Origin of the sequence: Streptomyces sp. NPDC059679 (genome assembly GCF_042734105.1) — a bacterium.
Taxonomy (GTDB): domain Bacteria; phylum Actinomycetota; class Actinomycetes; order Streptomycetales; family Streptomycetaceae; genus Streptomyces.
In genome coordinates this window covers 1-13,443 of sequence record NZ_JBHWES010000035.1, presented here as the reverse complement: position 1 = coordinate 13,443, position 13,443 = coordinate 1, and the positions used below count along the sequence as shown (strand labels likewise).

General features: G+C 70.5%; 9 protein-coding genes and 2 pseudogenes. 8 read left to right on the top strand and 3 right to left on the bottom strand.

Going from position 1 to position 13,443, the window contains the following annotated elements:
• The first annotated feature begins 8 nt into the window (after positions 1-8).
• Together ACFV2X_RS31440 and ACFV2X_RS31435 are read left to right on the top strand one after the other, a co-directional pair.
• On the top strand, positions 9-3,155 hold the full coding sequence (locus ACFV2X_RS31440) for an amidohydrolase family protein (protein WP_385622938.1): 3,147 nt from the start codon (positions 9-11) through the stop codon (positions 3,153-3,155).
• A gap of 117 nt (positions 3,156-3,272) precedes the next feature.
• The gene (locus ACFV2X_RS31435; protein ID WP_385622935.1) at positions 3,273-4,139 is read left to right on the top strand and encodes an alpha/beta fold hydrolase; all 867 of its coding nucleotides are present in this window, start codon (positions 3,273-3,275) and stop codon (positions 4,137-4,139) included.
• 21 nt (positions 4,140-4,160) lie between these two features.
• On the opposite strand, the gene ACFV2X_RS31430 is transcribed toward ACFV2X_RS31435, so the two are convergent.
• Both ACFV2X_RS31430 and ACFV2X_RS31425 read right to left on the bottom strand, forming a co-directional pair.
• Positions 4,161-4,406, bottom strand: a complete 246-nt coding sequence (locus ACFV2X_RS31430; RefSeq protein ID WP_385622933.1) for a tautomerase family protein — start codon at positions 4,404-4,406, stop codon at positions 4,161-4,163.
• 110 nt (positions 4,407-4,516) lie between these two features.
• Positions 4,517-5,266 (bottom strand): SDR family oxidoreductase, encoded by a 750-nt coding sequence (locus ACFV2X_RS31425; protein ID WP_385622931.1) that lies wholly within the window; start codon positions 5,264-5,266, stop codon positions 4,517-4,519.
• Positions 5,267-5,502: 236 nt separating this feature from the next.
• Between ACFV2X_RS31425 and ACFV2X_RS31420 the strand changes: the two genes are divergently transcribed.
• Entirely contained in the window at positions 5,503-6,384 is an 882-nt protein-coding gene (locus tag ACFV2X_RS31420) for a helix-turn-helix transcriptional regulator (RefSeq protein WP_385622929.1), read from the top strand.
• A gap of 87 nt (positions 6,385-6,471) precedes the next feature.
• Positions 6,472-8,916 (top strand): glycoside hydrolase N-terminal domain-containing protein, encoded by a 2,445-nt coding sequence (locus ACFV2X_RS31415; protein ID WP_385622927.1) that lies wholly within the window; start codon positions 6,472-6,474, stop codon positions 8,914-8,916.
• 18 nt (positions 8,917-8,934) lie between these two features.
• On the opposite strand, the gene ACFV2X_RS31410 is transcribed toward ACFV2X_RS31415, so the two are convergent.
• A complete protein-coding gene (locus ACFV2X_RS31410; RefSeq protein WP_385622925.1) occupies positions 8,935-9,786 on the bottom strand; it encodes an AraC family transcriptional regulator in 852 nt (283 codons plus the stop codon).
• 74 nt (positions 9,787-9,860) lie between these two features.
• On the opposite strand from ACFV2X_RS31410, the gene ACFV2X_RS31405 reads away from it, so the two are divergent.
• From ACFV2X_RS31405 to ACFV2X_RS31390, 4 genes and pseudogenes are all read left to right on the top strand, one after another.
• The gene (locus ACFV2X_RS31405) at positions 9,861-10,796 is read left to right on the top strand and encodes a DMT family transporter (protein ID WP_385622922.1); all 936 of its coding nucleotides are present in this window, start codon (positions 9,861-9,863) and stop codon (positions 10,794-10,796) included.
• A 9-nt stretch (positions 10,797-10,805) separates the two neighbouring features.
• Positions 10,806-11,276, top strand: a pseudogene (locus tag ACFV2X_RS31400) (TerD family protein); the annotation flags it as partial.
• Between the two features lie 307 nt (positions 11,277-11,583).
• Positions 11,584-13,233 (top strand): glycoside hydrolase 43 family protein, encoded by a 1,650-nt coding sequence (locus ACFV2X_RS31395; protein ID WP_385622920.1) that lies wholly within the window; start codon positions 11,584-11,586, stop codon positions 13,231-13,233.
• A gap of 16 nt (positions 13,234-13,249) precedes the next feature.
• Positions 13,250-13,443 (top strand): annotated as a pseudogene (locus ACFV2X_RS31390) (glycosyl hydrolase); the annotation flags it as partial.

Sequence of the window (13,443 nt, the reverse complement as noted above, 5' to 3'; positions counted from 1 at the left end):
ACAGGGCGTTGGAATTATCACGCAGATCACTCATCCAGCAGAGCGGCAAAGCGGCGGTCGGGGCCGGTGCCCTGTGGCTGGGCGGCCCCTTGGCCGGCCTCGCCACCGAGACGGCCGCGGCCCAGGATAAGGCGGCTGAGGGCGACACCCGGCAGATCACCGTCGGCCAGGCCACCAACGCGTCCGCCGCCCTCTCCCCCGACGGCCGCACCATCGTCATGGACCTGCTCAACCTGCTGTGGACCCTCCCGGCGCAAGGCGGCGAGGCCACCCGGCTGACCGATATCGACCAGGAGGCGACCGAACCCGACTTCTCGCCCGACGGCCGCCACCTGGTCTACCAGTCCTACGCCGACGGCAACTTCCACCTCTGGCTCGCCCAGGCGGACGGCTCCGAGGCCCGGCGGCTCACCGAGGGCGACATCGACCACCACGAGCCCCGCTTCTCGCCGGACGGCAAACGGATCGCGTACGCGGCCGAGACGGACGGGCACTACGCCATCTACGTCCTCGACCTCGACACCGGCGAGAGCAAACGCTGGACATCCGGTACGGACGCCACCGTCCAGGAGGCGCAGCCCTTCTGGCGTCCCGACGGCAAGGCGATCGTCTTCACCAGCGGCAAGGGTGACGCCCCGCAGTCCGTGGTCCAGGTCGACGCCGACGGCAAGCGCACCACGCTCGTCACCGTCACCGAGGGGCGGGTGGCGGGGCCGTCCCTGTCCCCCGACGGCACCAAGCTGGCGTACGTCCACCTCACCTCCTCGTCCGCCGGCCTCGTCGTCGACGGGAAGGTCGTCTCCGGCGACGGTGAGGAGGTCTTCCCGTTCGCCGCGCGCTGGCCCTCCGACGGCGAGGTGTTCTACACGGCCGACGGAAAGATCCGACGGAGGCCGGTCACCGGTGGCCCGGTCAAGGACATCCCCTTCACCGTCCGTCTCACCGTGCCGCGCGTCCCCGAGCGGCCCGCCCCCCGGGACTTCGACTCCACCGCGCCGCGCGAGGTCAAGGGCATCGTCGGCCCGAGTCTGTCGCCCGACGGCAAACAGGTCGCCTTCGCCGCGCTCGGCGACATCTGGGTCGGCCGCATCGGTTCCACGCCCAAGGCCGTGGTGTCCGACGGAAACATCAACAGCGACCCCGCCTGGCACCCCGACGGTTCCACCCTGGTGTATGTCAGCGACCGGGGCGGCCATGCGGCCGATCTGTGGCTCCACGACCTCGACAGCGGCGAGAACCGAAGGCTGACGGACCTTCAGGGGATGCTGTCCGGGCCCGTCTTCGCGCCCGACGGCAAGACGGTCGCGTTCTCCTTCTGGTCCAGCGTCGTGCAGACCGTGGACGTCGCCTCCGGCGCCGTACGCACGGTCACCCCCGTCGGGGCCAACAGGCCCACCTTCTCCGCAGACGGCACCAAGCTGTCATGCGCCGCGCTGGTGCCCGCCACGCCCCGCTACCGCGAGGGCTCCAACCGCATTCTGACCATCGACCTGGCCGGCGGCGAGACCCACTACGACGAACCGGTGCCGGGAAAGTCCCTCGCGAACCGCATCGACGCCGGGCCCGTCCACTCGCCCGACGGTACGTACACCGCGTATGTGCTCGGCGGTACGGTGCACCTCAGCACCCTCGACTCCGCCGGGCGGCCGACCGGCACCGCCCGCCGGCTCAACGACGAGACCGCCGACTGCCCCAGCTGGAGCGCCGACGGGCAGTCGCTGCTCTATCTCTCCAACGGCCGGCTGCGCCTCGCCGATGTGCGCACCGGCCGCGCCACCGCCGTCCCCACCAAGCTGACCTGGCGCCAGGCCAAACAGTCCGGCCGCACGGTGGTGCAGGTGGGGGCGCTCTGGGACGGCACGGCCGAGACGCTGCGGCACGACGTGGACATCGTCATCAAGGACAACCGCATCGAGCAGGTCGTGGCGCGCGGCGCCGTGACCGGAAACCGCACCGTCGACGCCCGCGAGCTGACCGCGATGCCCGGCATGATCGCCCTCCACGAACACGGGCCCTGGCAGCGGGCCGAAACCGTCCGGCTGTGGCTGTCGTTCGGGGTCACCACACTGCGCTCGCCCGGCGGCGCGCACTACGCATCGGTCGAGGCCAAGGAGGCCATCGACTCCGGACGCCGGATCGGGCCACGCCTCTTCGCGGCCGGTGACGCCCTCGAAGGCACCCGCACCTACTACGGCGTCGGCCGCCCCACCACCAGCCAGGAGGAGGTGGCGCGGGAGGTGGCCAAGGCGGAGGCGCTGGGCCACGACCTGATGAAGACCTATGTGCGGCTGCCGTATGCGCTCCAGCGCGTCACCGTACAGGGAAGCCACCGCCTCGGCCTGCCCCTGACCTCCCACTATCTGTTCGGCCCGCTGTGCTTCGGCGCCGACGGCGTCGAACACATCGGCGGCACCAGCCGCTACGGCCGCCGCCAGAAGGAGACCCATCTCGGCCACACCTACCAGGACGTGACCGAACCGCTCGTCGCCTCCGGCATGGTGTTCACCCCGACGCTGGGGCTGTCGGGCGCGGGCCTGTCCGCCACCCGCGCCGCGCTGTTCCGGTACGCCCAGTGGGCGGTCGGCGACCGGCGGCTGACATCGCTGATGAGCGCGGCCGAGTACGAGGACTTCCGCAAGGGCGTGGCCGACGCGCAGCAGAACGAGCCGACCGACGAGTTGGCCTTCACCGCCCGGGAAGGGGCGACACTGCACGGGCTGCTGGAGCGGGGGGCATGCGTGGGCGTCGGCACCGACAGCCCGCTCGTGCCCCCGGCCATCTACTACCACCTGAATGTGCAGACCATGGTGCGCTACGGCGCCAGCCCGTACCAGGCGCTGCGCTCGGCCACCGTGACGGGCGCGCGGGCCCTGGGCATGAGCGCCCACCTGGGCACGGTCGAGCCGGGGAAGCTGGCCGACCTGGTGCTGGTGGAGGGCGACCCGCTCAAGGACATCACAGCGGCCGCGGCGGTGCGGCAGGTGGTGGTCGGTGGCGTGGTGCACACGGTGGACGAGTTGGTGGCCGAGAGGCCGGGCGCGGCTCGTAACGCCTCCGCCAAGGCCACGCCGAGGGCCGAGGACGTGCCCCAGGGCCCGGCCCGCGAGCGGTACTGGTGGCACCGCGAGGAGCACACACCCGGCCCCTGCTGCTGAGCCGCGTGTGCGGCGTGCGCGATCGACACCTGGTGTCCACGCACGCCGCACCCCCGCTCTCCGGCCCCCTCCCGGCTGAAATGGCCGTCGGTGAGAGATTCGCTTAACCTGCGAAATATGGCCGTTCACCATCGCTACGCCACCGTACGGGGGCAGCGGCTGTTCTACCGGGAGGCCGGACCGGCCGACGCCCCGAGCCTGGTGCTGCTGCACGGCTACCCGACCAGCTCGTTCATGTTCCGCCATCTCATCCCGGCCCTCGCCGACCGCTACCGCGTCATCGCCCCCGACCACCTCGGATTCGGCCTGTCCGACGCTCCTGGAGTCGACGCCTTCGACTACACCTTCGACGCGCTGACGGAGTTGACCGCCGGTCTGCTCGCCCAACTCGGCGTCGACCGGTACGCGCTCTACGTCCAGGACTACGGCGCGCCCATCGGCTGGCGACTCGCGCTCGACAACCCCGACGCCGTCACCGCGATCGTCACCCAGAACGGCAACGGCTACGAGGCCGGCTTCGTCGAGGAATTCTGGACCCCTGTCTGGGCCTACGCCAAGGATCCGAATCCGCAGACCGAGGCCGCGCTCCGGCCAGCGCTCGGCCTCGATGCCATCAAGTGGCAGTATCTGCACGGCGTCCCGGACCCCAGCCTGGTCAGCCCCGACGCCTGGCACCACGATGCCGCGCTCGTCCAGCGCCCGGGGAACGACCTGGTCCAGCTCAAGCTGTTCCGCGACTACATCACCAACCTCGACGTCTACCCGCGGTTGCACGCCTACCTCAGGGCCGGCCGGGTCCCGCTGCTCGCCGTCTGGGGCCGCAACGACGAGATCTTCGGGCCGGCCGGAGCGACGGCCTTCAGAGACGATGTGCCCGACGCCGAGGTCCACCTCGTGGACGGCGGCCACTTCCTGCTCGAAAGCCATCTCGAGACGGTCGCCGACCACGTCCGGGCCTTCCTCGGCAGAGTACCCGGACGGTGACGGTGGGGTCGGCAGGGCTCTTCAGTGTTCCGGGTCCTGCTGCTCGGGGTCCTGCTGCTCGGGGTCCTGCTGGAGCATGGCGAGGGTCAGGACGTTGCCGCCGATGCCCCAGCCGCCGTCGGTGACCTCCTCGACCAGGACCAGGGTGGTGGCGCGGGCACGTTCCCCGTAGATCTCGACGTACAGCTCGGTGGTGCGGGTGACGATCGTCGCCTTCTGCTTCTCGTCGAGGGATCCGGCAGGGACCTTGAAGTTCGCGAACGGCATGGTGGCTCTCTTTCGGGTTGTTCGGGTTGTTCGGGTTGTTCGGGTTGTTCGGGTTGTGATGACGTAGCTGGCGTACGGGGGTGAAACGTTCGTACGGGGCGACGTGGCCGTCAGATGATGCCGCCGTTGGCGCGGACGACCTGGCCGTTGACCCAGTGGCCGGCCGGTGAGGCGAGGAAGGCGACGACTTCGGCGATGTCGGTGGCGGTGCCGAGGCGTTCCAGCGGGGGCTGGGCGGCCAGCCGGGCGACGGTCTCCTCGTCCTTGCCGTCGAAGAACAGCTCGGTGGCGGTGGGGCCGGGGGCGACGGTGTTGACCGTGATGTCCCGGCCGCGCAGCTCGCGCGCCAGGACCATGGTCAGTGCCTCGACCGCGCCCTTGCTGGCGCTGTAGGCGCCGTAGCGGGGGAAGGCCAGGCCCACCACGGAGGTGGAGAAGGTGATGAGCGCACCGCCGCCGCGGATCCTCCGGGCGGACTGCTGGGCGACGACGAAGGTGCCGCGGATGTTGGTGCGGTGCAGCGCGTCCAGTTCCGCCAGGTCCAGCTCGGCGATCGGGGCCAGATACGTGCGGCCTGCCGAGTGGACGACGACGTCGATGCCGCCGTACTCGGCCTCCGCGGTGTCGAAGAGCTCGGCCACCTGCCGCTCGTCGGCGACGTCGGCCTGGACGGCGACCGCCCTGCCTCCGGCGGCGCCGGCCTCCTTGACGGCGGCCTCGGCCTGATCGCGGTTGCCCGCATAGCCGACCACGACGGCGTATCCGTCGGCGGCCAGCCGGGTCACCGTCCCGCGGCCGATGCCACGGGAACCGCCCGTGACGATGGCGACGCGGTTCGTCGGGGTTTCTTGGGTGGGCATGCAGACTCCTGCAACGTGATGACGGGGGATGGAACGGGGGATGGAACGTCGGATGGTTCGTGGCGCAAGGCGCAGGGGTGCCGATGCCGGTGTCCCGTGTCAGCGGGCCGACGAGCCGGCGGCGCCCTGCCGTTGTGCTCCAGCGTGGCCCGGCGTTCCGGGGCCAGCCAGGGCTGTCTCCACCCTGGGGTTCTCAACCCCTGGCTCAGCCCGCCGGTACGCGCGACGATGGGGGCGTGAAGCATGCCGAACTCGCCGCGTTCCTCAAATCCAGGCGCGACCGGATCCGCCCGTCCGACGTCGGGCTGCCCGGCGGACCCCGGCGCCGGGTGCCGGGCCTGCGGCGTGAGGAGGTCGCCCAGCTGGCCGGGCTGTCCGCGGACTACTACACCGAGCTGGAGCGCGGGCGCGGCGCGCAGCCCTCGGCGCAGGTGCTGGCCGCGCTCGCCCGGGCGCTACGGCTGGACGGCGATGAGCGCGACCATCTGTTCCACCTCGCCGACCGGCCGGTCCCGCCCGCGACACACGGCCCGAACGCGCATGTCCAGCCCGGTCTGCTCGGTCTGCTGGACCGGCTCGCCACCACCCCCGCCCAGGTGATCACCGATCTGCACCAGACCCTCGTGCAGAACCCCCTGGCCGCCGCGCTCATCGGCCGGCCCCCGGCGGTACGCGGCCCCGCGACAAGCCTCGTCTACCGCTGGTTCACCGACCCCGAGGCCCGTAGGCTCCACCCGCCCGAGGACCACCCCCACCACTCCCGGGTCTTCGTCGCCGACCTCCAGGCGGTCGCCGCCCGGCGCGGCAGCGACACCGAGGTGGCCCAGCTGGTGACCTCGCTGCGCCGGCGCAGCGAGGAGTTCGCCGCCCTCTGGGACACGCATGACGTCGCCCTGCGGCGGGCCGACCACAAGCGCATCGTCCACCCCGCGCTCGGCGTCATCGAGCTGGACTGCCACAGCCTGTTCAGCGAGGACGGGCGGCAGCGCCTGCTGTGGTTCAGCGCCCAGCCCGGCACCGAGGGCGCGGCCCAGCTGGAACTGCTCTCCGTCATCGGCACGCAGGAAATGACGACCACGACGGCCGGCGCGGACGGACTCGAGCAGCCGAAGTCCTGACCCGCCGCCGTTATCGCGTGTCGCTCGCCGCTCATCCCGCTTTGGGTGTGTTGACAGTAGACATCCGATGAATTGAGTCTTGTGTCCATGGACCGCAGACATTTCTTCGCCCTGTCCACAGCGACCGCAGCCGGTGCGGCCGGCCTCCCGTCCGGCGGTGCCCACGCCGCCGAGCAGACCGGCGCCACATCGGACACCCCGACCGACGCCGCGCCGGACGACGCGGCCGACAGCGGCGCCACTCTCCCCGGCGAGCTCACCCTCTGGTATCCACGGCCCGCTTCCGAGTGGCTGGAGGCGCTGCCCATCGGCAACGGACGGCTCGGCGCCATGGTGTTCGGCGGCACCGACACCGAAAGGCTCCAGCTCAACGAGGACACGGTATGGGCCGGCGGCCCGTACGACCCGGCCAATCCTCAGGGGCTGAGCAACCTTCCCGAGATCCGCAGAAGGGTCTTCGCCGGTGAATGGGGCAACGCCCAGGCCCTGATCGACAGCACTTTCATGGGCAACCCCCTCTCCGAGCTGCCCTATCAGACGGTCGGCGATCTGCGGCTGACCTTCTCCTCCCAGGGCGAGGTCAGCGGCTACCGCCGTGAGCTCGACATCGACTCCGCCATCACCTCGGTCCGCTACACGCAGGGCGGCGTCACCTACCGTCGCGAGGTCATCGCCAGCCATCCCGACCAGGTCATCGCCATACGGCTGACCGCGGACACTCCCGGCTCCATCTCCTTCACCGCCGCCTTCGACAGCCCTCAGAGTGTGACCGGCTCCTCGCCGGACCGGATCACGGTCGCGATCGACGGCACGGGGCAGACCCGGAGCGGTATCACCGGTCAGGTGCGGTTCCGGGCGCTGGCCCGCGCCTGTGCGGAGGGGGGCACGGTCGGCAGCGAGGGCGGAAAGCTCACGGTGGCCGGTGCCGACGCCGTCACCCTGCTGATGTCCATCGGGACCAGCTATACGGACTTCGGCAACCCGACCGGCGACCACACCGCCCGCGCCGCCGCCCCGCTCAACGCCGCCTCCGACGTGCCGTTCACGACGCTGCGCAAGCGCCACATCGACGACTACCGGCGGCTGTTCCGCCGGGTGACACTCGATCTGGGGTCGACCGATGCGGCGAAGCTGCCCACCGATGAGCGGGTGAAGAACTTCTCCTCCACCTTCGATCCACAACTGGTCTCCCTGCACTACCAGTTCGGACGGTATCTGCTGATCTCCTGCTCGCGGCCGGGCACCCAGCCGGCCACCCTTCAGGGCATCTGGAACGATCTGCTCAGCCCGCCCTGGTCATGCCGGTACACCATCAACATCAACACCGAGATGAACTACTGGCCGGCCCCCGTCACCAACCTTCTGGAGTGCTGGGAGCCGGTTTTCGACATGCTCGCCGACCTGTCGGTCTCCGGCGCGAGGACCGCCCGGACGCAGTACGGGGCACGCGGCTGGGTCGCCCACCACAACGTCGACGGCTGGCGTGGAACCGCCCCCTGCGACCAGGCCTTCTACGGCACCTGGCCCACCGGAGGGGCCTGGCTGGCCACCGGAATCTGGGACCACTATCTGTTCACGGGCGAGAAGGAAGCGCTGCGCAAGCGCTACCCGGTGCTCAGGGGCGCGGTGTTGTTCTTCCTGGACACCCTGGTCACCGATCCCTCCAGCGGCCACCTCGTCACCTGCCCGTCGATGTCCCCCGAACACGCCCATCACCCGGATGCGTCCGTCTGCGCGGGGCCGACGATGGACAACCAGATTCTGCGTGATCTGTTCGACGGCTTCGTCAACGCCTCCGAACTGCTCGGCGAGGACACGGACATGCGGGCCGAGGCGACGACCGTGCGCGGGAAGTTGCCGCCCATGAAGATCGGTGCCCAGGGCCAGTTGCAGGAGTGGCAGGAGGACTGGGACGCCATCGCCCCGGAGCAGAATCACCGCCACATCTCGCATCTGTACGGTCTGCATCCCAGCAACCAGATCACCAAGCGCGGGACGCCCGAGCTGTTCGCGGCGGCCCGTAGGACCATGGAGCTGCGCGGCGACGCGGGAACCGGCTGGTCACTGGCCTGGAAAATCAACTTCTGGGCGCGCCTCCTCGAAGGCGACCGCTCCTTCAAACTGCTGGGTGACCTGCTCACACCCGAGCGCACCGCACCCAACCTCTTCGATCTGCACCCCCCGTTCCAGATCGACGGCAACTTCGGCGCCACGTCGGGGATCACGGAGTGGCTGCTGCAGTCCCACGCCGGTGAACTCCACCTCCTGCCCGCCCTGCCTCCCTCGCTCCCCGACGGGCGAATCCATGGGCTTATGGCCCGCGGTGGCTTCGAGGTGGATCTCACCTGGAGCGACGCCACCCTGGCCGACTGCCGGCTGCACTCCCGTATCGGCGCCCGCGCCGTGGTCCGGGCGACGACCCGCCTGAAGGTCACCGCGCGAGGGAAGCCCGTACGGACGGACCACCCCGAGCCGGACCTCACCTCGTTCGACACCGAGCCCGGCGTGACATACCGCCTCACCCCCGCCTGACGGCCCGGCCGGCCCAAGCTAGCCGACTCCCAGCGCACGGTGGAAGGTGCCTGGAGTCAGGCCGTAGGCGCGGTGGAACCAGCGGGTGAAGTGGGCCTGGTCGGCGAAGCCGGTGGCGGCCGCCGCGGCGGCGGGGCTGATCCCCGTGGCCATCAGGTCGCGGGCGCGGCGCAGCCGGAGCTGGCGCTGGTAGGCGCTGGGGGCCAGGCCGTATTCGGCGCGGAAGGAGCGGTAGAGGGTGTAGCGGCTACAGCCGATCGCCTCGGCCAGGGCGGCGGCGGGCAGCGGCGTGAGGGATGGTTCGAGGCAGGACTCGCGGAGGAGGGCGAGGGCCCGGCGGGCGATCTGACGCTGGGCGCTCGCCGACTCCGCGCGGAGGCGGGGGGCGCGGGTGGCGCCGCGGCGGGCCGCCGCGAGCACGGCCGCGGTCAGGCATTCGTCCCGTACGCCGGGGTCCGCGGGTCCGCTGAGCACGGCGTAGAGGCGGCCGAGCGCGCGGGTGAGCGTGGTGTCGTGAAGGACGGGCTGCCCGAACAAGGGCATGGCCGCGACGCCTTTGCCGGTCGCGTCGGTGAGCACGTCGCGCACCAGCGCGGGGCCGATGTGCACGATGCGGTACTGGTAGCCCAGTTCCGCGGCGGCCCGGCCGTCGTGCACATCGTCCGGGTTGAAGGCCATCACCATCCCGGCGCCGCTGGTGTGAGCCGCACCGCGGCAGTGGAATCGCTGGGCGCCGACGTCAGTGATGCCGAAGGAGTACGTGTCGTGGCTGTGCGGCGCGTACACATGGTCGAAGAAGTGGGCCTGCATCGCCTCCAGCGGATACGAGCCGTCCCGCCAGTAGCGCACCCAGCTCTGTTCCGTTCCCATGGCCTCATTGTGCTGCACATGGTGGGCGCACAGGCGTTCAAGACAGACGCGGGGCGGGTGGCCAGGGTGGGGGCATGGCATCGAAACAGGCCCTGAGCGGTCCTTATGCGCTCCTCGGCGTCACCATGGTGTTGTGGGGCAGCGCTTTCTCCAGCTCCAAGTCGGTGGTGGACCATATGCCGCACACCGTCGCCGCGCTGATGCGTTTCGGCGGTGGAGCCCTCGCGCTGCTGCTGGCCCTACGGGTGTCCGGGGGCCGACGGGTGTTCGGGGGCCGACGGCGGACGGAGGTGGCGGTGCGCCACGGGTGGCGCGCGGCGCTGGCGGGGGTGCTGGGCGTATTCGCGTACAACGCGTTCTTCTTCTGGGGGCTGTCGCTGGCGCCCTCCTTGGACGCCGGCATTCTCATCCCGGTCATGAGCCCGGTGCTCACCAGCGCCTTTCTGCTGGCGGTACGGCGTGAGCGGGCCTCGGCGGCGCGTATCGCCGGGCTCGGCACGGGGCTGGCCGGGGCCGTGGTCTTCTTTCTGGGGGCGGGCGGCACCTCGTCCGGGGGCGGTGACTCCACACGGCTCGCGGGGGACGCGCTGTTCCTCCTCAGTGCGGTGTGCTGGGCCGCGTACACCCTGACCGGGCCGCGGGTGCTGGCCGGTATCGAGCCGCTGCGGGCCACGACCTACGCCACATGTTCGGGCGCCGTCCTCCTGGGGGTGATCGCCGTGCCCGATCTGCCGGAGGTGCGCTGGGGCGAGTTGCCGACCGGGGTGTGGCTGAACGCCGCGTATCTCGCCGTGTGCGCCGCCGCCGTCGCCAACCTGCTGTATTACCGGGGCATCGCGGCCGTGGGGCCCGCGTCGGCTTCTCTCATGATGTTCCTGGTCCCGGTCGTCAACACCGTGTGCGCCAACCTCTTCATGGGCGAGTCGTTCGACGGGGTGCAGGGCGCGGGGGCGCTGCTGCTGATGGCGGGTGCCGTGCTGAGCCTGCACACCCGCGGGGCGACCACATGAGCATGCGCCGGGGCGCCCCAACATGGCCACGCGAGCGCGCTGGTCCTGGGCGGCGATGGCCGGGTTCTGTCGGATCAGCACTTCGTCTTCTTCAACAACCGGGCCACACCGGAGGGGTCGGTCCGCCACACCGGCGACAACAAGACCGGTGAGGGCGAGGGTGACGACGAGCAGATCGCCGTGGACTTCAACCTGCTTCCGGCGCATGCCGAGTCCGTGGTGTTCGTGGTGTCGGTCCACAACGAGGGCGGGGCGGCCATCACCTTCGGCCGGATCCGTGACGCGTACATTCGCGTGGTCCACCAGGCGACGGGCGTGGAGATGTGCCGCTACGAGCTGACCGAGGACGCATACGACCAGACCGCGATGGTGTTCGGGCAGCTCTACCGGCGCGAGGGCGAGTGGAGGTTCCGCGCCATCGGCCAGGGCTATGCGACGGGACTCGCCGGGATCGCCAAGGACTACGGCGTCAACGTCTAACCGCGCCCGCGCAGTCGGCTTCTCCCCCAGCGGTGTTCCCTCGGAACACCGCTGGTTTCGTCGGTGCGGCATGGTGCCGCAGCGCCAGATGGTGCGAGAGGTATTGACGCTTCCGGCACGTCACCTATCATCCTCAACGTCCGGATAACCGGCCGCCATTCGGCATGCCGAACGACGCGCCGCCAGACCGGGGCACACAGCGCGAACCGAGCACGGCAGCACCCGCACCCCCCAAACCGGCAAGGCCTTCCCGCCGTCCCGCACCCCCTCCGTGGGAGCGGTCCCACAGCGCAAGGGAGTACGTCATATGTCATGGACCCATCACCCTCACAGCCGCCGGAGAGCGCTGACGACGGCCACCGGCCTGATCGCCGCGACCGCGGTCCCCATGACCACCGCCCCGCGCGCCACGGCGTCGGCCCGCGCGGCCGAGGCGCAGGGCCCGTCCGCCGCTGCCGCGTCGTACACCAACCCGGTGATCTGGCAGGACTTCGCCGATATCGACATCATCCGCGTCGGTGACACCTACTACTACTCGGCCTCCACGATGCACTACTCGCCGGGGGCGCCCATCCTGCGCTCGTACGACCTGGTCAACTGGGAGTTCGCCGGACACTCGGTGCCGGTCCTGGACTTCGGCGCCAAGTACGACCTCAACGGGGCACGCGGCTATGTCCGGGGCATCTGGGCCTCGTCGCTGGCCTACCGCCCGAGCAACAGGACCTTTTACTGGCTCGGCCAGATCGACTTCGCCAAGACCTACATCTACACCGCCACCGCCGTCGAAGGCCCCTGGTCCAGACTCACCACGATCAACAACGCCTACTACGACGCGGGTCTGCTCGTCGACAGCGACGACACCCTGTACGTGGCATACGGGAACACCACCATCAGCGTGGCCCAGCTCTCCGCCGACGGACGCACCCAGGTGCGCACACAGCAGGTGTTCTCCACGCCCTCCAGCATCGGCACCCTGGAGGGCTCCCGCTTCTACAAAATCAACGGGAACTACTACATCTTCCTCACCCGCCCCGCCAACGGCCAGTACATCCTGAAGTCGACCAGCGGCCCCTTCGGGCCCTATACGCTGCGGCAGGTCCTCCTCGACCTGCGCGGACCGGTCTCCGGCGGCGGGGTACCGCACCAGGGCGGACTGGTGCAGACGGCCAGCGGCGCCTGGCACTACATGGCCTTCGTCGACGCCTACCCCGGCGGCCGGATCCCCGTCCTGGCCCCGATCACCTGGACCTCGGACGGCTGGCCCACCATCCAACTCGTGAACGGCGCCTGGGGCACCTCCTACCCCAGCCCCGCCGTCCCGGCCCCGCCCCGCCAGACCACCCCCATGACCGGCGTCGACACCTTCGACGGCACCACCCTCAAGCCCAAGTGGGAGTGGAACCACAACCCCGACAACAGCAAGTGGTCCGTCAACAACGGACTGACCCTCCAGACCGCGACGGTCACCGGCGACCTGTACTGGGCCCGCAACACCCTCACCCACCGGATCCAGGGGCCCACCTCCACCGCCACCATCCAGCTCGACTACTCCACGATGCGCGATGGCGACCGAGCGGGCCTCGCGCTCCTGCGCGACTCCTCCGCATGGATCGGCATCAAACGCGACGGCGGCACGACCAGGGTCGTCATGGTGAACGGCCTGACCATGGACACCAACTGGAACACCACCGGCACCGGCACCGAGGCCGCGAGCGCGGCCGTCTCCGGCGGCCGCATCTGGCTACGGGCCACCGCCGACATCCGCCCCGGCGCGGCCCGGCCCGGCACCTTCTCGTACAGCACCGACGGCACCACGTTCATCCGCCTCGGGCCCTCTTTCACGATGGGCAACGACTGGCGGTTCTTCATGGGATATCGCTACGCCCTCTTCAACTACGCCACCCAGGCGCTCGGCGGCTCGGTACGAGTCGCGCGCTTCGAACTGAGCACGCCCTGACCCTCAAGGAGAGACTATGACCCCTCTGATCAGATCCGGCCGACGCCGAGCCACGGCGTTAGGGCTGCTGGCCGCCGGCGTGATGGCGGTGGCCGGGACCGCGACCGCCGCACCCGCCACCGCGTCTGACTCCGCCTCCATTCAGGCGTCCACCCTGGGCGCTCAGGCGGCCCAGTCCGGGCGGTACTTCGGGGCCGCCGTGGCCGCCGG